19 protein-coding genes are annotated in these 21,308 nt (G+C 70.2%); 10 read left to right on the top strand and 9 right to left on the bottom strand.

From position 1 onward, the window contains the following. Window position 1: 1 nt before the first annotated feature. The 6 genes from pgsA to ABZ297_RS17820 all read right to left on the bottom strand — a co-directional run bounded on the left by pgsA (window position 2) and on the right by ABZ297_RS17820 (window position 7,358). A complete protein-coding gene (gene pgsA, locus ABZ297_RS17795; RefSeq protein ID WP_355346688.1) occupies window positions 2-574 on the bottom strand; it encodes a CDP-diacylglycerol--glycerol-3-phosphate 3-phosphatidyltransferase in 573 nt (190 codons plus the stop codon). Continuing rightward, window positions 571-1,980, bottom strand: a complete 1,410-nt coding sequence (gene rimO / locus ABZ297_RS17800) for a 30S ribosomal protein S12 methylthiotransferase RimO (protein ID WP_355346691.1) — start codon at window positions 1,978-1,980, stop codon at window positions 571-573. Before rimO ends, pgsA begins: the two co-directional genes overlap by 4 nt. 45 nt (window positions 1,981-2,025) lie before the next feature. Further along, window positions 2,026-2,772 (bottom strand): helix-turn-helix domain-containing protein, encoded by a 747-nt coding sequence (locus ABZ297_RS17805; protein ID WP_355346694.1) that lies wholly within the window; start codon window positions 2,770-2,772, stop codon window positions 2,026-2,028. A gap of 78 nt (window positions 2,773-2,850) precedes the next feature. Next, window positions 2,851-5,379, bottom strand: coding sequence for a DNA translocase FtsK (locus tag ABZ297_RS17810; RefSeq protein WP_355346697.1), 2,529 nt, complete (start codon window positions 5,377-5,379; stop codon window positions 2,851-2,853). Between the two features lie 54 nt (window positions 5,380-5,433). Continuing rightward, window positions 5,434-6,390, bottom strand: coding sequence for an aldose epimerase family protein (locus ABZ297_RS17815; RefSeq protein WP_355346700.1), 957 nt, complete (start codon window positions 6,388-6,390; stop codon window positions 5,434-5,436). Then, window positions 6,387-7,358, bottom strand: coding sequence for a LacI family DNA-binding transcriptional regulator (locus ABZ297_RS17820; protein ID WP_355346703.1), 972 nt, complete (start codon window positions 7,356-7,358; stop codon window positions 6,387-6,389). The genes ABZ297_RS17815 and ABZ297_RS17820 overlap by 4 nt, the downstream gene beginning before the upstream one ends. Before the next feature lie 228 nt (window positions 7,359-7,586). Here ABZ297_RS17820 and ABZ297_RS17825 point away from each other — a divergent pair, with 228 nt between their 5' ends. Genes ABZ297_RS17825 through ABZ297_RS17835 form a run of 3 tightly spaced genes read left to right on the top strand, consistent with a single transcriptional unit; the run spans window position 7,587 to window position 9,713 of the window. Next, window positions 7,587-8,474, top strand: a complete 888-nt coding sequence (locus ABZ297_RS17825; protein WP_355346706.1) for an NAD(P)-dependent oxidoreductase — start codon at window positions 7,587-7,589, stop codon at window positions 8,472-8,474. After that, on the top strand, window positions 8,474-8,674 hold the full coding sequence (locus tag ABZ297_RS17830; RefSeq protein WP_355346709.1) for a hypothetical protein: 201 nt from the start codon (window positions 8,474-8,476) through the stop codon (window positions 8,672-8,674). Before ABZ297_RS17825 ends, ABZ297_RS17830 begins: the two co-directional genes overlap by 1 nt. Next, window positions 8,664-9,713: a mandelate racemase/muconate lactonizing enzyme family protein gene (locus ABZ297_RS17835; RefSeq protein ID WP_355346712.1), complete on the top strand. Its 1,050-nt coding sequence runs from the start codon at window positions 8,664-8,666 to the stop codon at window positions 9,711-9,713. Before ABZ297_RS17830 ends, ABZ297_RS17835 begins: the two co-directional genes overlap by 11 nt. A gap of 253 nt (window positions 9,714-9,966) precedes the next feature. Here ABZ297_RS17835 and ABZ297_RS17840 read toward each other — a convergent pair whose 3' ends face one another. Together ABZ297_RS17840 and ABZ297_RS17845 are read right to left on the bottom strand one after the other, a co-directional pair. Continuing rightward, window positions 9,967-11,247: a Gfo/Idh/MocA family oxidoreductase gene (locus ABZ297_RS17840; protein ID WP_355346715.1), complete on the bottom strand. Its 1,281-nt coding sequence runs from the start codon at window positions 11,245-11,247 to the stop codon at window positions 9,967-9,969. A gap of 265 nt (window positions 11,248-11,512) precedes the next feature. Next, window positions 11,513-12,307 (bottom strand): NAD(P)-dependent oxidoreductase, encoded by a 795-nt coding sequence (locus ABZ297_RS17845; protein ID WP_355346718.1) that lies wholly within the window; start codon window positions 12,305-12,307, stop codon window positions 11,513-11,515. 136 nt (window positions 12,308-12,443) lie between these two features. Here ABZ297_RS17845 and ABZ297_RS17850 point away from each other — a divergent pair, with 136 nt between their 5' ends. From ABZ297_RS17850 to ABZ297_RS17870, 5 genes are read left to right on the top strand one after another with little or no spacing between them, the layout of a single operon-like run. Next, window positions 12,444-13,751: a sugar ABC transporter substrate-binding protein gene (locus ABZ297_RS17850; protein ID WP_355346721.1), complete on the top strand. Its 1,308-nt coding sequence runs from the start codon at window positions 12,444-12,446 to the stop codon at window positions 13,749-13,751. After that, window positions 13,748-14,677, top strand: coding sequence for a sugar ABC transporter permease (locus ABZ297_RS17855; protein ID WP_355346724.1), 930 nt, complete (start codon window positions 13,748-13,750; stop codon window positions 14,675-14,677). Before ABZ297_RS17850 ends, ABZ297_RS17855 begins: the two co-directional genes overlap by 4 nt. Continuing rightward, complete coding sequence (locus ABZ297_RS17860) at window positions 14,674-15,534, top strand: carbohydrate ABC transporter permease (protein ID WP_355346727.1); 861 nt, start codon at window positions 14,674-14,676, stop codon at window positions 15,532-15,534. The genes ABZ297_RS17855 and ABZ297_RS17860 overlap by 4 nt, the downstream gene beginning before the upstream one ends. Before the next feature lie 60 nt (window positions 15,535-15,594). Then, complete coding sequence (locus ABZ297_RS17865; protein WP_355346730.1) at window positions 15,595-16,362, top strand: IclR family transcriptional regulator; 768 nt, start codon at window positions 15,595-15,597, stop codon at window positions 16,360-16,362. Beyond that, on the top strand, window positions 16,331-17,290 hold the full coding sequence (locus tag ABZ297_RS17870; protein WP_355346829.1) for a 5-dehydro-4-deoxyglucarate dehydratase: 960 nt from the start codon (window positions 16,331-16,333) through the stop codon (window positions 17,288-17,290). Before ABZ297_RS17865 ends, ABZ297_RS17870 begins: the two co-directional genes overlap by 32 nt. Before the next feature lie 59 nt (window positions 17,291-17,349). Here the strand turns inward: ABZ297_RS17870 and ABZ297_RS17875 are convergent, their stop codons facing one another. Beyond that, complete coding sequence (locus tag ABZ297_RS17875; RefSeq protein WP_355346733.1) at window positions 17,350-18,822, bottom strand: aldehyde dehydrogenase (NADP(+)); 1,473 nt, start codon at window positions 18,820-18,822, stop codon at window positions 17,350-17,352. An 89-nt stretch (window positions 18,823-18,911) separates the two neighbouring features. Between ABZ297_RS17875 and ABZ297_RS17880 the strand changes: the two genes are divergently transcribed. Further along, window positions 18,912-20,183: a glucarate dehydratase family protein gene (locus ABZ297_RS17880; protein WP_355346736.1), complete on the top strand. Its 1,272-nt coding sequence runs from the start codon at window positions 18,912-18,914 to the stop codon at window positions 20,181-20,183. Continuing rightward, on the top strand, window positions 20,180-21,295 hold the full coding sequence (locus ABZ297_RS17885; RefSeq protein WP_355346739.1) for a hypothetical protein: 1,116 nt from the start codon (window positions 20,180-20,182) through the stop codon (window positions 21,293-21,295). Before ABZ297_RS17880 ends, ABZ297_RS17885 begins: the two co-directional genes overlap by 4 nt. The last annotated feature ends 13 nt before the right edge of the window (window positions 21,296-21,308 follow it).

Below are 21,308 nucleotides of genomic sequence, written 5' to 3' on the forward strand. Positions count from 1 at the left end.
ATCACTCCCCGCGTGCTCGCCTGGCCACCCTGCGCAACTTGATCGCGCGAACCACGTAGTCGCCGCCCGTGACGACGGTGACGACCACGGCCGCGCCCATCACCACCCAGCGGACCACGTCAGGGACCCAGGGAACGATGTACAGGACGATCGCGGCGATCTGCAGGACCGTCTTGACCTTCCCGCCGTAGCTGGCCGGGATCACGGCCCGCCTGATCAGCATCAACCTGAGCAGCGTGATGCCCAGCTCACGGCCCAGGATCACGGCCGTGACCCACCACGGCAGCTCGTCCAGGATCGACAGGCACACCAGCGCCGCGCCGGTCAGCGCCTTGTCGGCGATCGGGTCCGCGATCTTCCCGAAGTCGGTGATCAGCCCGTACCGCCTGGCCAGCTCGCCGTCGAGGTGGTCGGTGAACGAGGCCACCGCGAACACCCCCAGCGCGGCCAGACGCCAGCCGGTGCCGGGCAGGAAGAGGCAGAAGACGAAGAACGGGACGAGCGCCAACCGGATGACCGTGAGGACGTTGGCGATGTTCCACGGGCTCACCACCCGGCGCTCGTCCTTGGTCATGGACCGGCCTTGATGCGCGCGATCAGGTCAACCCCCTCGGCGTCGACCACCACCGCACGCACGATCTGCCCTCTGACCAGGCCGATGCCCTGGACTGTGACGGACCCGTCGACCTCGGGCCCCTGATGGGCGGCCCTGCCCTCGTAGCCGCCGTCGCCGAGGTCGTCGTCGATGAGCACGTCGACTTCGGTGCCGATGCGCTCCTCGGCGCGCTGCGCGGTCAGCTCCTCCGCCAGCTCGGTCAGGATGCGCACCCGCTCGTCGATGACCTCCTGGCCGAGCTTGCCGTCGAAGCCGGCCGCCTCGGTGCCGTCCTCGTCGGAGTAGCCGAACACGCCGATCACGTCGAGCCTGGCCCGCTCCAGGAAGCCGACCAGCTCGCCGAACTCCTCGTCGGTCTCGCCGGGGAAGCCGACGATGAAGTTGGAGCGCACACCCGCCTCAGGGGCGCGCTCGCGGACGGTCTCGAGCAGCCCGAGGAAGCGCTCGGGGTCGCCGAAACGGCGCATCCGGCGCAGCACCGAGCCGCTGGCGTGCTGGAACGACAGGTCGAAGTAGGGCGCGATGCCCTCGGTGCCCGCGATCACGTCGATCAGGCCCGGCCGCAGCTCGGCGGGCTGCAGGTAGCTCACCCGGACGCGGTCGATGCCCTCGACGGCGGCGAGCTGCGGCAGCAGCTTCTCCAGCGCCCGCAGGTCGCCGAGATCCTTGCCGTAGGAGGTGGAGTTCTCGCTCACCAGGACCAGCTCGCGGACCCCGCGGTGGGCCAGCCAGTCGGCCTCGGCCAGCAGCTCGGCCGGCTGCCGCGAGACGTAGGCGCCGCGGAAGGCCGGGATGGCGCAGAACGTGCAGCGCCGGTCGCACCCTGAGGCCAGCTTGAGCGAGGCCACCGGGCTCTCGTCGAGCCGCTTGCGCAGCACGCGCGGGCCGCTGGCGGGCGCCAGCCCCTCGGGCAGGTCGCCGTGGCCGGGGATGGCGGACCTGGCCGCGCTGGCACGCTCCACCGGCGAGATGGGTAGCAGGGTGCGGCGGTCGCGCGGCGTGTGCGGCTTGAGCGGCCGCCCCGCGAGCACGTCGTCGAGGCGCCCGCCGATCTCGGCGTAGTCGTCGAAGGAGATGACCGCACTGGCCTCTGGCAGCGCCTCGGCGAGTTCGTTGCCGTAGCGCTCGGCCATGCAACCCGCGGCGACCACCTTGGCCCCGGAGTCGGCCGCGGCCAGCAGCGTGTCGATGGAGTCTTTCTTCGCCGAGTCGATGAAGCCACACGTGTTGACGACGACGACGTCGGGGTCGTCGTCAGCAAGCTGCCAGCCGGCAGCCTCAAGTCGCGCGGCCAGCTCCTCGGAGTCGACCTCGTTGCGCGCGCAGCCCAGGGTGATCAGCGATGCGGTTCGGCGGGATGACATGGTGAACACTACGGTATCGGGAGTTGGCCACTCCCTATGCACGGCCTACCCAGGATGTGGCGCCGAAGGCCGGAACGAGCGGCGAACGGTCTCGCCACGGTCGCCTAGCTTGCCCACGTTCTTACCGTTGACCTGCAGCGATATGGCACTCGCGTCGCCGATGAGCATATTCACCGCCGACGTGGATCGCCACGTAGAGGTCTGGCCCGCCTGCAGCATCCCGGAGAAGAGCTTGTGGCCCTCGGCGTCCTGGATGTCGAGGTACGACGTCCGCTTGGCCTTGACCTTGAGCACCAGCACCCCGGCAGGCGCCTTCGGCTTGGCCTTCGGCTTGCTGACGGGCGCGGGCGGCACCTTCTGGCCCCCGGGGATCGGCTTGGTGTCGGCCGTCTGGACCTCGTCAGGCCCGCCCATCACCCTGACCACGCCGAACACCACCACGATGGCCAGCGCGACGCCGAGCGCGAGAGTCCAGTTGGGCCCGCGCTTCTCGCGCAGCCTGATCTTGCGGTCGGCCTGGAACACCGCCGCGGCCCTGATCGGCGGGGGCCCGCCGCCGTGCTCCTGGTCGTACTGGTGAACAGTGGCCTCGGGATCCAGACCGACGGCCTTGGCGAGGGCCTTGACGTGCCCCCGCCGGTAGAAGTCGTCCTCGCACTGGGTGTAGTCCTCGCGCTCGATCGCGTAGATGATCGCCTCGCGGATCCGGGTGATCTCGCTGAGCTGCGCGACCGTCATCCCCGCGTTCTGCCTGGCTTCCGCCAGCGTGGCCCCGATGCTCTGTTCTGGCATGACCAACGCCTCCCGCCCCCCGACGATGCGTAATACTCCATATTCAATCAGTAATCATCTGGCGGGGATGCATCGGGGTCATTCGCCACGCAAGTCGGCCAGCAATCCGGGCAGATCATCGGGTTTCACCAGCACCTCGCGCGCCTTGGAACCCTCGCTCGGGCCGACCACGTTCCGGCTCTCCAGCAGGTCCATCAGCCGCCCGGCCTTGGCGAAGCCGACGCGGAGCTTGCGCTGGAGCATCGAGGTCGAGCCGAACTGGGTCGTCACGATCAGCTCGGCCGCCTGGATGACCAGGTCGAGGTCGTCGCCGATGTCCTCGTCGATCTCCCGCTTGACGGGTGCGGCGGCCACGTCGTCGCGGTACTCGGCCTGCATCTGCGCCTTGCAGTGCGTGACGATCTCGGTGATCTCCTTCTCCGAGACGAACGCGTTCTGGATGCGGATGGGCTTGCTGGCGCCCATCGGCAGGAACAGCGCGTCGCCCTGGCCGACCAGCTTGTCGGCACCGGGCTGGTCGAGGATGACCCGGGAGTCGGTGAGCGAGGAGACCGCGAACGCCAGCCTGGACGGCACGTTGGCCTTGATCAGGCCGGTGACGACGTCCACGCTGGGCCGCTGGGTGGCGATGACGAGGTGGATGCCCGCGGCGCGGGCGAGCTGGGTGATGCGGACGATGGAGTCCTCGACGTCGCGCGGGGCGACCATCATCAGGTCGGCCAGCTCATCGACGATCACCAGCAGGTACGGGTAGGGCCGGTAGACCCGCTCGCTGCCGGGCGGGGGCTGGAGCTTGCCCGCCCGCACGGCCTTGTTGAACTCGTCCACGTGGCGGAAGCCGCTGGCCGCGAGGTCGTCGTAGCGGCGGTCCATCTCGCCCACCACCCATTCGAGGGCCTCCGCGGCCTTCTTGGGGTTGGTGATGATGGGCGTGATCAGGTGAGGGATGCCCTCGTAGACCGACAGCTCCACACGTTTGGGGTCGACCAGGACCATGCGCACCTCGTCGGGCGTGGACCGCATGAGGATCGAGGTGATCAGGCCGTTGACGCAGACCGACTTGCCGGCGCCGGTGGCGCCCGCGATCAGCAGGTGCGGCATCTTGGCCAGGTTGGCCACGATCGTGCGGCCCTCGACGTCCTTGCCCAGCCCCACGATCATCGGGTGCTGGTCGGCCTGGGCCACCTGGGCCCTGAGCACGTCGCCGAGCGCGACCAGGTCCTTGTCCGCGTTCGGGATCTCCACCCCGATCGCCGACTTGCCAGGAATAGGCGACAAAATCCTGACATCTGCGGATTTGACGGCGTAGGCGATGTTCTTGGTGAGGGCGGTGACCTTCTCCACCTTCACCGCGGGCCCCAGCTCGATCTCGTACCGCGTCACGGTCGGCCCGCGCGTGAACCCGATCACCTGGGCGTCGATCGTGAACTGCTCCAGCACGCTCGTCAGCGCGTTGACCACGGTGGTGTTGGCCTTGGTCTGCGGCTTGGGCGCCGTTCCCGGCTTGAGGAACTGCAGGTCCGGCAGATGGTAGGGCCCGGCCTGCGGCGACAGCACGAGCTGCTCGACCTTGCGCGGCGCGGGCGTCGGCTCGGGCGGCTCCGGCCTCTTGGCGGGGGCCGGGACCGCGGGCTCCTCCTCGCCGTCGACCAGCCCCGGCACGATCTCCGGCGAGTGCTCCCGCTTCTCCTTCTCGTCCTCCGAGATGACCGGCGTGTCGTACGGCTTGACGGAGTCGCCGCCCTCCTCCGACTTCTTGCCCCTGACCCGCTTCTTCGGCTGCGCCCGGGGCTCGGCGGCGGGGGCGTGCCGCTCGAACAGCATGTGCCTGAGCTCGGCCAGCCGTTCGGGGATCCGGTGGACGGGCGTGGCCGTGATCACCAGCACGCCGAACCCGGACAGGATCAGCAGCAGCGGGATCGTGATCCACGGCGGCAGGATGCTCATCGGCGGCGCCGACACGACGAACCCGACGATGCCGCCCGCCTGCGACACCCTGTCCATGGTGTTGTTGCCGCCACCCGCCGGGTAGGGCGTGTCGTTGGCGACGTGGATGACGCCGAGCACGCCGACGAGCAGCGCGCTCCAGCCGATCACCATCCGCCCGGTGTCGGCGTTCTGGTCGGGGTGGCGCAGGTAGCGCCAGGCGAGCAGGCCGAGCAGCAGCGGCAGCGCCCATGCCAGCGAGCCGAACACGCCGTGCACGACGGTGTTGACCACCTGTGAGACCCCGGATCTGGCGTCGCGCCAGGTCATCGCGGCGACCACGATCGCACCCGCGAGCACCGCCAGCCCCACCCCGTCGCGCCGGTGCGCGGGGTCGAGCTCGCGGGCGTTCTTGCCCAGCGCGCGGGCGGTGCTGCCGATGCCGTTGGCGAGCAGCATCCACAGCCCGACGACCAGCTTGCCGATCATCGTGAAGACCCAGGTGATCGGGTCCGGGTGGGTCATGTTCGACTTACGCGCCGACGCGGACCTGCTGGCCCCCGATCGTCCCTGCGACGTTCGCCCCTGCGATGCGGTAGCGCGCTTGGCGGGGGTCGAGCGGGACGAGGCCGACCGCTTCGCCGGCCCCTTTGATGCGCTTTTCGGCGGACGGGTGGCCATGATGCCAAAGGTACGGCGGAGGCACCCCCGAACGCATGGAGGCTCGCCGGGCGATCAGCCGGTGAAGCGATGGCCGGTGAAGCGATAGGTGGTGCTGGAGGTGCGCCGCTCGCCCGGCCTGAGCACGGTACTGGGGAAGTGGGGCTGGTTGGGCGAGTCGGGGAAGTGCTGGGTCTCCAGGCAGAGCCCGGCGTGCGGGCCGTACGGGGTGGCCTCGCCGTCGAGCATGCCGCCCGCGTAGAACTGCACGCCCGGCTCCGTGGTGGTGACCTCCATGACCAGGCCGGACCCGGGCTCGGTGACGCGGACGCCGCCGTCGAGGACGTAACAGTGGTCGTAGGCGCCCCCGGCCCTGGCGCCGACGGCGTGCGGCGAGGTGAAGTCGAACGGGGTGCCCTTGACCGGGGCCGCCTCCCCGGTGGGGATCTTGCCGTCGTCGACGGGCAGATAGCGCTCCGCGGCGATCTCGACCACGTGACTGAGCACGTCGCCGCCGCCCGCGAGGTTGAAGTAGGAGTGGTTGGTCAGGTTGACGACGGTCGGCGCGTCGGTCTCGGCCGCGTAGTCCAGGCGGATCGCGTCGCCGGTCAGCGTGTAGGTGACGGACGCGGTCAGCGTGCCCGGGTAACCCTGGTCGCCGTCGGGGCTGACCAGGGTGAGTGTCACGGAGTCGGCGGTGCGGCCGGTGATCGTCCAGACCTTCTTGTCGAAGCCCTGGACACCGCCGTGCAGGCTGTTGGGGGCGTTGTTGACGGGCAGCCGGTACTCGACGCCGTCGAGGGTGAAGCGGCCGCCCGCGATGCGGTTGCCGTACCTGCCGACGACCGCGCCGAAGTACCGGCTGCGGGTCAGGTAGTCGTCGAGGGTGGGCAGCCCGAGCACCACGTCGACGCCCGACACCTCCAGCGACTGCAGGACGGCGCCGTAGCTGAGGACGGACGCGCGCAGAGGCCCCGACGCCAGCTCCACCCGCTCGACGGTCTCCCCCGACGGCAGCGTTCCGAAGATCATGTATGCGCCCTTCCGGTGGACTCGCGGACGATCAGGCTGGTCTCGAGCATGGTGACGCCGGTGGTGGCCCCGGAGTCGACCGACTGGAGCAGCATGTCGACGGCGATGCGCCCGGCGGCCGCGGTCGGCATGGCGATGGTGGTCAGCTTCGGACGGCTCAGCTGCCCCGACACGATGTCGTCGACGCCGATCACGCTGACGTGGCCGGGCACCGACACGCCCCGCTCCACGAGCCCCTCGATGACGCCGATGGCCACCAGGTCGTTGTAGGCGAGCACGCCCGTCACCCCGGAGGCGATCACGTCGGTGGCCGCGGCCAGGCCGCCCCGCTCGGTCGGCGGGTTGGGGCCGAGGAAGACGACGTCGACCTCGGCCATCGCGGCCGCCGCCTCCTGCATCTCCTTGCTGGTCCACGACCCGCTCGGGCCGGTCACCAGCGCGATCCGGCGGTGGCCGAGCCCGATGAGGTGCTCCACCGCGAGCCTGGCCCCCCTGCCGGCGTCCATGAGCACGGTCGGCATCCCCTTCACCCGGCGGTTCACCACGACGAACGGGACCTCCTTGCTCAGCCGCTCGATCGTCCTGTTCGTCAGGCGGGGTGAGCACAGCAGCACGCCGTCGACCTGCTTGCTGAGGGTCTGGATCAGGTCCTCCTCGACCTGCGGGTCCTCGTCGGTGTCGGCCACGAACACGTGGTAGTCGCGGAGCCTGGCCTGGGCCTGGGCCGCCTTGATGAGCGGCGGGAAGAAGGGGTTGGCGATGTCGGCCACGATGAGGCCGATGTTCTGCGTGCGGCCCGTGGTGAGCGCCCGCGCGGCGCGGTTGGGCCGGTAGCCGAGGTCCTCGGCGACGGCGAGCACGCGGGTGCGGGTCTCCGGGTTGACGAGATGGGGCGCGGAGAACGCGCGCGACACCGTGGAGACATGCACTCCAGACGCCGCCGCCACGTCGCGAATCGTCACCGCCACGCTGGGCCTCCTCCGACCATCTGACTGTACTTTAGTGCAATCGTTTGTATTGCTGTCAAACCTTTCCCCGCCGTCGGCGGGACCTCCCTCCATCATCGCGGATCCGCGTTCCCTGTGCGTAGAGGGGGTCCGGGACGAGACGGCGGCCCGCTTGACTCTCCCTGAGCACTGTCGGGATACTTCCTGCAACCGGTTGCTGCATCCGACCCTCCGGGAGATGAACATCCGATGACACGAACATTGGTGACGGGAAGCGCCGGCAGGCTCGGGCGCAGCGTGGTCACCGCGCTGGCGCACGCCGGCCACGAGGTGATCGGCATCGACGTCGTGCCGGGCACCCCCGCCGAGGCCGCGGTGGCGCTGCCCGCCGATCTGACGGACCTGGGCGAGGCCTACGACGTCATGGCGCGCTTCCGTCCCGATGCCGTGGTCCACCTGGCGGCGATCGCGACCCCGTTCAGCCGCACCGACGGCGTGACCTTCCGCACCAACACGCAGCTCGCCTTCAACGTGTGCGAGGCGGCGGGCAACACCGGCGTCGGCGGAGTGGTGGTGGCCAGCAGCCCCACCGTCATCGGCTACGGCGCGCCCGACGGCTGGACCCCCAGCTACCTGCCGATCGACGAGGAGCACCCGGCCGCGCCGTGGAACGCCTACAGCCTGTCCAAGCTCGTGGCCGAGCAGACGATGGCGGCGTTCGCGCGCGGAGCCACCGCCACCCGGTTCGCGGCGGTGCGGCCGTGCTTCGTGGTGGCTCCCGAGGAGTGGGCGGGCGCGCCGACCCAGTCGGGGCACACCATCGCGGAACGGCTGGACCGGCCGGAGATCGCCGGTGTCTCGCTGTTCAACTACATCGACGCCAGAGACGCCTCCGACCTGATCGCGGTCCTCCTCCAACGGCTCCCCGAGCTGCCCGGCGGCGAGGTGTTCTTCGCGGGCGCCGCCGACGCGCTGGCCCGCCGGCCGCTGGCCGAGCTGCTCCCCCAGGTCATCCCGGAAACCGCCGCGACCGCCTCGAACCTCACCGGCACCTCCCCCGCCTTCACCTCGGCCAAGGCCCAGCGGATGCTCGGCTGGACGCCCAAACGCAGCTGGCGTACCGAACTGGAGATCTGATGAATCTCACCGGAGTCCTCTTCTCCCCCATCACCCCGTTCGACAAGGCCGGGGGCCTGGCCGAGGACGTGCTGGCCGAGCATGTCAGCCGCGGGCTCGGACTGCGGCCACCGCTGGTCGACGCCATCCCGGAGCACGTGGCCGAGCTGGACGCGCTCATCAGGCACGGCCGCTCGCTGGCGGGTTCCCATGATTCGTGACCTCCGGGTGAGCGCTCACACGGCCGCGCTGCCCCGCCCGTGGGGGCCCGACGTGCCCGCCAACCACGTCCTGGTCGTCGAGGTCACGCTGGACGACGGCCGCACCGGCACCGGCTTCTCCTGGACGCCCCAGATCGGGGCGCGGGCCGTGCAGGCCCTGCTGGAGCACGACATCCGCGAGGCCGCCGTCGGCCTGGACCCGCACCCCGAGGTGGTGTGGGACCGGCTCTGGCGGCACCTGCGCGAGGCCGGCCCCGGCGGCGTCACCACGGTCGCGCTGGCAGGGCTGGACCTGGCGCTATGGGACCTGCGCTGCGGCGAGCGCGGCCTGGTCGAGGTGCTGGGCAGGCGCAGGGACACCGTCCCGGTGTACGGCAGCGGCGTGAACCTGCACTACTCGCTGGAGGAGCTGGTCGCCCAGGCCGAGCGGTGGAAGGCCGCGGGCTACCCGGCGGTCAAGATGAAGGTCGGCAGGCCGGACCTGCGCGAGGACGTCGAGCGGGTGGCCGCGGTCCGCGAGGTGATCGGGCCTGACACGCTCCTGATGGTCGACGCCAACCAGCGCTGGGACCTGCACCGCGCCCGCCGCGCCGTGGCGGCGCTGGCCCCGTACGGGCTGCACTGGCTGGAGGAGCCGCTGCCCGCCGACGACGTCGCCGCCCACGTCGAGCTGCGCCGCTCCGTGGACGTGCCCATCGCGGTGGGCGAGAACGTCTACACCGTCTACGGCTTCCGCGACCTGCTGACGGCCGGGGCCTGCGACATCGTCCAGCCCAACGTGGTCAGGGTGGGCGGGATCACCCCGTTCCTGCGGATCGCCGAGCTGGCCCGCGCCTTCGACGTGCCGGTCTACCCGCACCTGCTGCCCGACCTGTCGTCGCAGCTGGCGCTCGCGCTGCCGCTGTCGTGCATGGCCGAGGAGGTCGAGGACGCCTCGTTCGCCGCGCTCGGGCTGCTGGCCGAGCCGTACCCGGTGCGGGTCAGCGGCGGGGAAGTGCACGTCGGCGAGCACCGGGGCCTCGGGCTCCGCTGGAGGTGAACATGCGTGTCGTACTGGCGAAGCGCACGGTTACGGCTCCCAGTACCTGAACCGGCTGCGCCGGCTCAGCCACGTGGTGGAGCTGGCGGGCGTCTGCGACGTCCAGCCGGTCGCGCCCGAAGATCTCGAAGGGCTCGGCACGCCGGAGATCGTTCGCGCACGCCCGTCGCCACCGCGCCGGCCGTGGCCGGGGCCGAGGAGCGCGGCGCGGTCGCCTCGGTGGAGACGGAACCGACGTCGGCGGACGCGCAGCTCAGGCATCGGCGAGGCGGGTGCCGTCGTCGGCCAGGCGGACGGCGCGGCCCGAGGCGGCCGAGCGGGTGGCCGCGACCCCGACGAGCACACTGCGGATGCCGTCGCGGTACCCGGCCGGGCGGCCGAGCGGGTCGTCGCCCGGCCCTCGGAAGACGTCGTTCAGCAGCAGCCGGTCGCCGCCGCCGTGCCCGCCCTCCCCCTGCTCTATCGGGATCTCCTCGCGCTCCTGCCAGTGCCGGTGCAGGGTGAGCCGCTCCCAGGCTCCCGCCGCGTGCTTCCTGGCGGCTGCGCTCGGGTCGATCGCGGCGTGCGGCGGTGTCCAGGCCCGCTCGCAGACCTCCAGCTCGATCCGCCCGGCCGTGCCGTTGAAGACGACGCGGTACCCCTCGGAGGGGGCGTGCGCGGTGAGCGAGTAGGTGAGCATGGCCCGGTTCGCGTAGCGGACCAGGACCGACATGTTGTCGTCGATCGTCACGCCCGGCCCGAAGACGTCCTGGTCGCGAAGGTAGCCGTCCTCGTGCTCGGCGTCCAGGTAGAGGCGCTTGAGCCGCGGATCGGCGGAGATGTCCAGGATGAAGGGGTCGGTGCCCAGGCCGGGCGCGCCCTGGCCCCGTACGGGACGCGGGCCCCTGGGCAGGGCCTGGCCGTAGAAGCGCAGGTCGGTCTGGGCGAAGACGAGTTCGGGCGCCGCGCCGAGCCACCAGTTGACCAGGTCGAAGTGATGGGTGGACTTGTGCACGAGCAGCCCGCCCGAGCGGGCCCGGTCGCGGTGCCAGCGGCGGAAGTAGTCGGCGCCGTGGATCGTGTCGAGCGCCCACTCGAAGTGGACCGAGGTGACCTGGCCGATCTCGCCCGCGCTGATCAGCCGCTTCACCGCCGAGTTGCGCGGCGAGTAGCGGTAGTTGAAGGTCACCACCAGCTTGCCCGGGTTGCGCTCGGCGGCGGCGGCGATGGCCGCGCAGCCTTCGGCGTCCACGGTGAGCGGCTTCTCCACGATGACGTCGAGGCCCGCGTCGAGGGCGGCGCAGACGTAGCGGGCGTGCGTCGCGTCCACCGTGCAGACCACGACCGCGTCGGCCGACTCCAGCAGCTTGCCGAACTCGTCGGGGTGGAAGCACGGCACCTCGCCGCCGATGCGCTCGGCGTAGTAGTCCATACGGGTCTGGTTGGTGTCGCAGAGGCCGACGATCGTCCCGGTGTCCCGCCAGCCGCCCAGCAGGGCGTCGACGTACATCTGAGCGCGGTGGCCGAGTCCGACGAAGGCGTACCTGGTGCTCAACTTCTCTCCCGAGTCACGGATGGGCGGACCGGAGTCACGGAGATTGAATCGGGAAGCATGCATCCCTCATTCCACGGCCTAACCGGCACGGCGGGATCGGATAGCGCCTTCCTATAGGTGCGGCAAAAGTTTCGTCAACCCTTTGCATGCGCTATACAGACGTTACCGATATATCGCGATCTTCATTTTCCCAGCTCACCGCCGTATCCACACAACCAGCCCTGATCTAAAATTCTGCACTGACTACAACCGGTTGCACTGACTGCTACCAGGCACCTCCCAGCTCCTTGAGCGTGAAGACGCCGCCCGCCCGGTGGTGCAGCGGCTCACTCAGGTCGGGCTCGCCCTGCTCGGCGATCAGGGCCGCGGCCTGGGGCTCCGAGTCGTCCTGCGAGACGTAGCCGATGGCCCTGGCCTCGTCCAGCGACCACCAGCGGCGGGCGTTGTCGGAGACACCCCAGACGACGTGGTAGCCGGGCGCCGCCAGCGCGGCCTCCAGCAGGCGGGTCAGGTCGTCGGGCGAGATCCAGGTCGCCAGCCCGCGTGTGTCGCCCGAGCCCTCGTTGCAGGTGCCGAGCCTGACCACGGTCACGTTCATGCCGAACCGGTCGTGGTACAGGCTGCCCATGGCCTCCATCACGACCTTGCTCACGCCGTAGAAGGTGTCGGGACGCGGGAAGGCGTAGTCGGCCAGGTCCTCGCCGGAGGCGGGCCTGGTGTGGAAGCCCGCCGCGTGGTGGCTGCCCATCAGCACGAGCTGCCCGACCCCCTCCCGGCGGGCCGCCTCCATCAGGACGTGCAGGCCGTTGATGTTGGCCTGGACGATGTCCGCCCACGGGTGCTCGCGACTCTGCCCGCCCAGGTGGATCACCGCGTCCACGCCCTTCATGGCCGTGGCCATGGCCTCCTCGTCGTTGAGGTCGGCCGTCACCATCTCCTCGCCGGGGCCGGCTTCGAGCGGCTGTATGTCAGAAAGGCGCAGGATGCGGCCTTCTCGGGCGAGGCGGGGACGGAGGAGCGTGCCGACCTTTCCGGCCGCGCCGGTCATCAGAATGCGCATGGCTCAACATGTACACAAGTCCGATCGAAATTCACATCCTTGAATATTGACCGTGATAGGCCCTCGTCGTTACGTTCACCTGAACGAGTTCCACATCCACGGCATATGTCCACGTATGTGAACGGGAGGCGGTCTGATGTCACGCCAGCTGCTGGGGGTCGCCATCGCCACGACCCTGGCCGTAACGCTGACAGGCTGCGGCTCCGGGGGATCGAGTTCTGACAACGCGCTGGAGATCTGGATCAGGCAGGCGCCCGACTCCGACTCCGCCAAAACGGCCGTGAAACTGGCCGACGCATTCACCAAGGCCAGCGGGGTCAAGACAAAGGTCGTCGCGCTCTTCGACGACTTCGAGACCAAGCTGCAACAGCAGGCGGCACAGAAGAAACTTCCCGACATCGTCATCAACGACACCGCCCAACTCAGCAACATGCACAGCCAGGGCTGGCTGCGCGAGGTTGACAAGGCGGCGCTCGCGGGCGGCGACAAACTCGCCGAAACGGCGTGGAAGGCCGCGCAGGGCGGCGACGGCAAGTACTACGCCGCCCCCTTCTCCGCCCAGGCCTTCGCCCTGATCGTCCGCAAGGACTGGCGGGAGAAGGTCGGCATGGAACCGCCCAAGACCTGGGACGACCTGGCCAAACTGGCGCAGGCCTTCACCGAGAAGGACCCCGACGGCGACGGCCAGAAGGACACCGCCGGTTTCGTGATCCCGGCCGGCACCAAGCGCGGCTACGCCTCCTGGTACGCGTCCTCGCTGATCTACGCCAACGGCGGCGACTTCATCAAGGCCAACGGCGGCGGCAAGTTCAGCGCCACGATGAACGACCCCAGGACCGTGGAGGCGGTCACGTTCCTGCAGGACCAGTTCTGCAAGGCCAAGACGGTCAACCCGGGCGCGGTCAGCAACGACACGACCGTCACCCACGAGGTGTTCGAGAAGGGCCAGGGCGGCATCTACCTGGTCGGCCCGTACGTGCTCGCCCGGTTCGTCAAGAGCATCGGGACCGACAAGCTCGAGGTCGACCCGGTGCCCAAGGGGCCGTCCGGCGGCCCCGGCACCCTCGGCGAGGGCGAGAACGTCTACCTGATGGCCGGCTCCGACCAGCAGGACGCGCAGAAGAAGTTCGCCGAGTTCGCGATCTCCGCCGACGGCCAGCGGATCGGCATGAACAAGGACGCCAACGGCGCCATCGTCCGCCTGCCGGTCAACACCACCGTGGACATGGCCGCCGAGCGCCAGGACCCGCGGTGGAAGGTCTTCCAGGAGTCCTACGCCAACGCCGTCTACGCGCCTCCGGTACCGAACTGGGCCCCGATCAGGCAGGACTCTGCCGACTCCATCAACGCCGTGTGGGCCGACTGCTCCGCTGACGTCAAGTCCGCCATGGACACCCTGAACACCAAGCTCACCCAGGAACTGCAGAGCCAGAAGGCGTCGTGACTCCGACACTGACTCCGGCGCGGAGCAGCTCGGTGACCCCCCGCCGCCGCCCCAAGAAGGTGCGGCGGCGGGGGACGCTGATCGCCTGGCTGTTCCTGGCGCCGGCCTTGCTGCTGTTCCTGTACTTCAAGTTCATCCCCATGTTCGTGGGCCTGTGGAAGAGCTTCTTCAAGGTCCAGACGTTCCTCGGGGACGAATGGGTCGGCCTGGGCAACTACCGGACGATCGTCACCGACAGCGACTTCGCCTCCGCCATGTGGCACAGCGTCGTGCTCGCCGTCGGCACCACGGCGGGCTCGCTCGTGCTCGGCCTCGGGTTCGCACTGCTCATCGAGGGCCCGGCCAAGTACCTCTGGTTCGTCAGGACCGCGGCGTTCCTGCCCGTCGTCACCACCATGGCGGCGGTGGCCGAGGTGTGGCGGATCATGTTCCACCCGGCCGACACCGGCTTGCTCAACAGCGTCCTCGGCTGGTTCGCCGTCGATCCGCAGCCGTTCCTGGCCAGCGAGCACTCCTCGCTGGGGTCGATCATGCTGATGAGCATCTGGCGCGGCACGCCGTACGACATGATGATCTTCCTGGCCGGGCTGGTGGGCGTCGACAGGACCCTCTACGAGGCGGCCGCGGTCGACGGGGCCTCGACCTGGCACCGGCTGCGCCACATCACGCTGCCCGCGCTGCGCCCGGTGTTCTGGATCCTGTTCACCCTGGCCGCCATCCGCGGCCTGCGGGTCTTCGTCGAGGTGTACGTCCTCACCAACGGCGGGCCCAACGGCTCGTCCGAGGTGCTCATGACGCTGATCTACAAGCTCGGCTTCCAGAAGAACGAGCTGGGCGTCGCCTCCGCGGGCGGGATCGTGCTGTTCGCGGTCACCCTGGTGCTCACCTTGCTCACGCAGATCATGCGCAGGAGGCAGCGAATATGAGATTCGACAGCGCCCTGGGCCTGGAGTCCCGCAGGGGGCCGATCGCGATCACCGCCAAGGTCGTCGTCTACGGCGTGATGGTGCTGGTCTTCACCGGCCCGCTGGTCGGCCTCCTCGTCAGCGCCTTCAGCAAGACGCTCGACCCGACGTCGTTCACCCTCTGGCCGGACGACTTCACCCTGGAGAACTTCATCCAGGCCAAGGAGAAGAACGTCTACCTCTACCTGCTGAACTCGTTCGTGGTGGTGGGGTTCGGGCTGCTCCTGCAGATGCTGGTCAGCGTCTTCGCCGCGTACTCGCTGGCTCGCAAGAAGTTCCGGGGCATGACGATCGTCATGCTGCTCATGCTGGCCACGATGATGCTGCCCGAGGAGATCATCGCGATCCCGCTCTCGCTCGTCCTGGCCGACATGCCGCTGCTCCACCTCAACCTGATCGGCACGTACGCCGGGATGATCCTGCCCGTCGGCGCCTGGGGCTTCTCCATCCTGGTCATGACCGAGTTCATGAAGGAGGTGCCGGTCGAGCTGGAAGAGGCCGCGCGCATCGACGGCGCGGGCGAGATGCGGACGTTCTTCACGATCATCCTGCCGCTCTGCCGTCCCGCGCTCGGCGTGATCGGTGTCTTCGGCTTCACCATGATCTGGGACCAGTACCTGCTGCCCCTGATCGTCGCGCCGGAGTCGAGCATGTGGACGCTGCCCATCGCGCTGCGCTCGCTCCGCTCGGACGAGGAGGTCGGGATCGGCGTGCTCCTCGCGGCGTCGCTGCTGGCGCTGCTGCCCTCGATCATCGCGTTCCTGGCGTTCCAGCGGCAGTTCATGCGCGGGCTCACCAGCGGCGCCATCAAAGGCTAGTGTCCATGTATCTGGACGGTATCCCATATCCTGACATTTTCGAGCCGCCGTCGAGATGGGATGAGTATGGAGCCCCAGCTGGTCAAGTCAGCGGAGCGCACGGTCCGTATCCTGGAGGCCCTGGCGGCCTCCCACGAGACCCTGACCCTGTCAGAGCTCCAGCAGCGCACCGGGTTCCCGCGCAGCAGCCTGCACGCCCTCATGCGCACGCTGGTCGAGCTGAACTGGGTGGAGACCGACTCGGCGAGGTCGGCGTTCGGCATCGGCCCGCACGCCCTGCTCACCGGCACCGCCTACCTGGACAAGGACCCCGCCCTGCCGCTCGCCCAGGAGACGCTGGAGGACCTGCGCGCGGAGATCGGGCAGACCGCGCACTTCGCCCGGCGCGACGAGGCGCACGTCCTCTACCTGGCCACGAGAGAGTCGCGGGAGGCGCACCACGTCATCCCCAGGGTGGGCAGGCGGCTGCCGGCCCATGTCACCGCCCTGGGCCAGGTGCTGCTCGCCCAGCTCACCGACGACGAGGTGGCCGCCCTGCTGCCCGACCCGCTGCCCGGGCTCACCGACCACACGATCACCGACGTGGCCGAACTCATCGGAGAACTCGACCAGGTCCGCACCAGGGGCTGGGCCTACGAGCGCGAGCAGGGCACGCCCGGCGTGGCCTGCGTGGCGGTCGCGGTCGACTACCGCATCCCGGCCACGGACGCGATCAGCTGCTCCATGCCGGCGAGCCTGCCACCCGCCGAGGTCGAGAGGATCACCGAGGCGATCATCAGGCACACCCGAAAGCTGGCTGCCACTCTTCGCCGGGAGGGCATCCGCTAGCACACCCTCGAAAGGACGACGTATGCGGCTAGATGGTGTTCTCTTCTTTCCGGTGACCCCCTTCGGGGACGATGGCGACCTAGCGGAACAGGTACTGGCCGAGCACGTCGCCCGAGGGGTCGCGGCCGGGGCGGGAGGAGTGTTCACCGCGTGCGGCACGGGCGAGTTCAACGCACTCGACCTCGACGAGTACACCCGGGTCGTGGCCACCTCGGTGGCGGCCACCGGCGGCAGGGTTCCCGTCTTCTCGGGCGCGGGCGGCACGCTCCCCGCGGCCAGGGCGATCGCCCGCGCCGCGGCCGAGCAGGGCGCCGACGGGCTGCTCCTCATGCCGCCGTACCTCGTCAGCGCCCCGCCCGAGGGGCTGGTGCGGTACGTCCGCGACGTGGCGGCGGCCGGCGGCCTGCCCGTGATCATCTACCAGCGCGGCACCGCCCGCTTCTCCCCCGCCGCCGTCGCCGAGCTGGCCACGGTGCCGAACGTGATCGGCTTCAAGGACGGCCTCGGTGACCTCGACCTGCTCCAGCGCATCATTCTCACGGTGCGGCGGGAGAGCGAGCGCGAGTTCACCTTCTTCAACGGGCTGCCCACGGCCGAACTCACCGTCCCCGCCTACCGTGGGCTCGGCGTCACTCTGTACTCCAGCGCCGTGTTCGCGTTCGCGCCGGAGATCGCGCTGGCCTTCCACAAGGCGGTGACGGGCGGCGACGAGGTGCTGGTGCAGCGCCTGCTGACCGGCTTCTACCTGCCGCTGGTGGACCTGCGCGACCGCGTCCCCGGTTACGCGGTGTCGCTGGTCAAGGCGGGAGTGCGGCTGCGCGGCCTGGACGTGGGCGGGGTCAGGGCACCGCTGGTGGACCCGTCACCCGAGCACCTGGCGGAGCTGGCGGCCATTCTCGCGACGGGCCTGGAACTGGCCGGAGCCTGACGGCGTCCACGTCGGCAGGAGGCGCCGCGGCCCGCTCAGCAGGCCGCGGCGGCAACCTTCTAGCTTTGCAGCACGCCGTCGACGCGGCGCGGGACACCGAGCGGGTTCTCCTCGCCGAGCTCCTCAGGCAGCAGCTCGGCGGGCCAGTCCTGGTACGCGGTCGGCGCGAGCCACCGGTCGATCGCCGTCGCGCCGACGGAGGTGTGCGCGGCCGCGGTCGAAGCGGGCCACGGCCCGCCGTGGTGCATCGCCCAGCACACGGCCACTCCGGTGGGCCATCCGTTCCAGATGAGCCTGCCGGCCTTCCGGCCGAGCACCTCGGCGACCTCGCTCGCCTCGTCGGCGTCGGTGGCGTGGACGGTCGCCGTCAGCGACCCTTCCAGCCGCTCCAGGACGGGCCGCAGGTCGGACACCTTCTGATAGGTCACGACAACGGACGCCGGACCGAAGCACTCCTCGGCGATACGCGGCAGCTTGTCGGAGAACGTCGCGAGATCCGCGGTGAACACCTTCGGCGTGACCGCCCAGCTGCCCTCACCCGGCCTGCCCTCGGCCAGCAGCGACAGCTCGCCGAGCCGCTCGACGCCGCCGACGTATCCGTCCCTGATCCGCTCGTCCAGCATCGGACCGCCCGTGGTCTGCTCGACGGCGGCGGCCAGCGCCTTGCGCAGCTCGTCGTCCTCCGGGACGAACATCAGGCCCGGGTTGGTGCAGAACTGGCCGACCCCCAGCGTGAGGGAGGCGGCGAACCCGGTCGCCACCTGCGCCTTGGGCGCGGACGGCAGCACGACCACCGGGTTGACGCTGCCCAGCTCGCCGAAGAACGGGATCGGCACCTCGCGCTGGTCGATCAGCCCCTTGATCGCCTTGCCGCCGGCGACGGACCCGGTGAAGCCCGCCGCCACCACCGCGGGATGCTGCACCAGGTCGGCGCCCGCCTGCAGGCCCTGCACCAGCCCGAGCAGGTCGGGGTAGGGCAGAGCGTCGCGGACGATGCGCGCGACCCGCTCGGAGGTGTTCGGGTGCCCCGGGTGGGCCTTGACCACGACGGGGCAGCCCGCCGCCAGCGCCGAGGCGGTGTCGCCCCCCGCCACCGAGAACGCGAAGGGGAAGTTGCTCGCCGCGAAGACGGCCACCACGCCCGGCAGCGGGTGCTTCATCCGGCGCACGTCCGGCCTCGGCGGGGTGGCCGAGGGGTCGGCGTGGTCGATGATCGCGTCGAGGTAGCCGCCGTCCCTGATCACCTGGGCGAAGAGCCGGAACTGCCCCGCCGTCCGGGCCACCTCGCCGCGCAGGCGTACCTCGCCGAGGGCGGTCTCGCGGTCGGCGAGCTCCCACAGCTCGTCCGTGTGCGCGGTGAGCGCGTCGGCGACGGCCTCGAGTGCGAGCGCCCGCTCGGCCGCCGGGGTCGCCCGCCAGCCGACACCCGCGGCGGCGGCCGCGGAAACGATCATGTCGACCCCGGCGCTGTCCGTTTCGTTCAGGGCGGCGCCAATGGTCTCGCCCGTCCTGGGGTCGTGTCCGTAGATCATCGAATGGCCCTTCGGAGTCTTGACACTTTCTCAGCTCGATTCTTACAGTTGCGACAATCTGTCTACAAACCTGGCACTTGTTCACATATATGAACGGCAGTCATATGGTCATCCGCCAGATCCTCGTCACCCCTGTCGCCTTCCGAGATCCGCCCCTGTTGAACGCCGCCGGGGTGCACGAGCCCTGGGCACTGCGCACGATCATCGAGGTGATCACCGATGAGGGCCTGACCGGCCTCGGCGAGACCTACGGCGACCTGGACCACCTCAACAAGGTCCGCGAGTGCGCCCAAGCCCTCCTCGGCCTCGACGTGCACGCGACGAACGAGATGTACGCCAGGATCACCGCGATCGTCGGCGACGTGGTCAGCGACCTGCACGGGCTGACCGGCGTGGCGACCCAGGAGAAGAGCATCGACCGGGTGTTCTCCCCCTTCGAGGTGGCTTGCCTGGACATTCGCGGCAAGGCAGCCGGAGTGCCCGTGGTGGACCTTCTCGGCGGCCGGGTCCGTCAAGCCGTACCGTACAGTGCCTATCTTTTCTACAAATGGGCAGGTCACCCCGGCGCCGAGCCCGACCGGTTCGGCGCGGCCCTCGACCCGGCCGGGCTGGTCGCGCAGGCGTCGCTGCTCATCAAGGAGTACGGCTTCACCTCGATCAAGCTCAAGGGCGGCGTCTACCCTCCTGAGCAGGAGGTCGAGGCGATCCTGGCGCTGAGCGAGGCGTTCCCCGGCGTGCCGCTCCGGCTCGACCCGAACGCCGCCTGGAGCGTGGAGACCTCGATCCGGGTGGGCCGAACGCTCGACGGAGCCCTGCAGTACCTCGAGGACCCCACACCGTCCATCTCCGGCATGGCGCAGGTCGCCGCCGAGGTCTCGATGCCGCTCGCCACCAACATGTGCGTCGTGACCCCCGAACACCTCCCCCCTGCCATCGCCCAGCGGGCGATCGGCGTGCTGCTGCTCGACCACCACTACTGGGGCGGTCTGGTACGTTCCTCGCACGTCGCGGCCCTCTGTGCCACCTTCGGCATCGAACTGTCCATGCACTCCAACTCCCACCTCGGCATCAGCCTCGCCGCGATGACCCACCTGGCCGCCGCCACCCCGAACCTCACCTACGCCTGCGACACGCACACCCCCTGGCAGAACGGCCAGGACGTGGTCGCGCCCGGCGCGCTGCGCTTCGCCGACGGCGCCGTGGTGGTGCCCTCGGCGCCCGGACTGGGTGTCGAACTCGACCGCGACGCCCTCGCCGTGATGCACGAGCAGTACCTGAAGTGCGGAGTCACCTCCCGCGACGACACCACCTACATGCGACGCGTCGACCCTTCCTTCTCGGTCAGGAGACCCCGCTGGTGAACGTGGCCTACGTCTACCCCTGGGACGTCGTCGGCGACCCCTCGGCCCCCGAGCGCCTGGCCGCACTGGGCGTCGAGGCCGTCGCCCTGGCGGCCGGCTACCACTCCACCCGCGCTGCCACGCCGCATCACCCCTCTCATCGCGTCCTGGACGTCCCCCACTCGGCCTTCTACCTGCCGGTACGTCCCGAGGCATGGGGTCGCCTCGTGCCCGCGTCGCCCACCTGGACCGCGCCCGACGCCTACCTCCGCGCACGGGACGCCCTCAAGGCGGCGGGCCTGCGGGTGCAGGCGTGGACCGTACTGACCCACAACTCCCAGCTCGGCGCCGCGCATTCCGAGGTCGTCGTCCGCAACGCCTTCGGCGACCCGTACCCGCACGCCCTCTGCCCCGCCCATGCCGACGTGGTCGAGTACTGCGAGCGAATGGTCCGCGAGATCCTGACCGTCGGCGACCCCGACGGGCTGATCCTGGAAGCCTGCGGGCCGATGGGCTTCGGGCACCAGAGCATGCACGAGAAGACCGCCGGCGCCGACTGGTCGTCCGTCCACGGCGACCTGCTCACCCTCTGCTTCTGTACGACCTGCGCCGACCGCTACCCGGCCGGAACCCGGGACCGGGTCCGCGCCGCCGTCGACGACCCCGCGACCGCGTCCATGGCCCAGGCCCTCGGCCCGGTCACCGACGAGGTGCAGGCCGTTCGCGTGGAACTGTCCGCCGCCCTCCGTCGCCGCCTGATCTCCACGGCCCGCGAGGTCGCACCGACCGTGCCCATCACCCTGCACGCCAACCCCGACCCGTGGGCGGCCAGCTCGTTCGCCGCCCTCCCCGAAGGCGAGCCCGGGGCGGACGTGCTGGTGGGCAACTGCTGGGGCGACCCGTCCTCCGACAGCGCCCGCCTGACACAGCTGAGAGACCTCTGCACGCCAGGGCAGCGCGTCGGAGCGTACGTCCTGGCTCTGCCCCCGCGCCCCGCCGACCCGGCGGCCCTCGCCGACCTCCTGAGGACCTACGCCAAAGCAGGCGCCGCCGAGTTCCACCTGTACCACGCGGGCCTGGCCTCCCCCCGGCGGCTGTCCGCGCTGACGGAGGCGCTCCGCCTTTCTCGCTGACCTTCCGGGGCGT

The sequence above is a fragment of the Nonomuraea sp. NPDC005983 genome (assembly GCF_040614375.1).
Taxonomy (GTDB): Bacteria; Actinomycetota; Actinomycetes; order Streptosporangiales; family Streptosporangiaceae; genus Nonomuraea.

Bases quoted from the DNA above. Each gene is read 5' to 3' on its own strand.
- pgsA (WP_355346688.1), bottom strand. From the start codon at position 574: ATGACCAAGGACGAGCGCCGGGTGGTGAGCCCGTGGAACATCGCCAAC.
- rimO (WP_355346691.1), bottom strand. From the start codon at position 1,980: ATGTCATCCCGCCGAACCGCATCGCTGATCACCCTGGGCTGCGCGCGC.
- ABZ297_RS17805 (WP_355346694.1), bottom strand. From the start codon at position 2,772: ATGCCAGAACAGAGCATCGGGGCCACGCTGGCGGAAGCCAGGCAGAAC.
- ABZ297_RS17810 (WP_355346697.1), bottom strand. From the start codon at position 5,379: ATGGCCACCCGTCCGCCGAAAAGCGCATCAAAGGGGCCGGCGAAGCGG.
- ABZ297_RS17815 (WP_355346700.1), bottom strand. From the start codon at position 6,390: ATGATCTTCGGAACGCTGCCGTCGGGGGAGACCGTCGAGCGGGTGGAG.
- ABZ297_RS17825 (WP_355346706.1), top strand. From the start codon at position 7,587: ATGACACGAACATTGGTGACGGGAAGCGCCGGCAGGCTCGGGCGCAGC.
- ABZ297_RS17830 (WP_355346709.1), top strand. From the start codon at position 8,474: ATGAATCTCACCGGAGTCCTCTTCTCCCCCATCACCCCGTTCGACAAG.
- ABZ297_RS17835 (WP_355346712.1), top strand. From the start codon at position 8,664: ATGATTCGTGACCTCCGGGTGAGCGCTCACACGGCCGCGCTGCCCCGC.
- ABZ297_RS17845 (WP_355346718.1), bottom strand. From the start codon at position 12,307: ATGCGCATTCTGATGACCGGCGCGGCCGGAAAGGTCGGCACGCTCCTC.
- ABZ297_RS17850 (WP_355346721.1), top strand. From the start codon at position 12,444: ATGTCACGCCAGCTGCTGGGGGTCGCCATCGCCACGACCCTGGCCGTA.
- ABZ297_RS17860 (WP_355346727.1), top strand. From the start codon at position 14,674: ATGAGATTCGACAGCGCCCTGGGCCTGGAGTCCCGCAGGGGGCCGATC.
- ABZ297_RS17865 (WP_355346730.1), top strand. From the start codon at position 15,595: ATGAGTATGGAGCCCCAGCTGGTCAAGTCAGCGGAGCGCACGGTCCGT.
- ABZ297_RS17875 (WP_355346733.1), bottom strand. From the start codon at position 18,822: ATGATCTACGGACACGACCCCAGGACGGGCGAGACCATTGGCGCCGCC.
- ABZ297_RS17880 (WP_355346736.1), top strand. From the start codon at position 18,912: ATGAACGGCAGTCATATGGTCATCCGCCAGATCCTCGTCACCCCTGTC.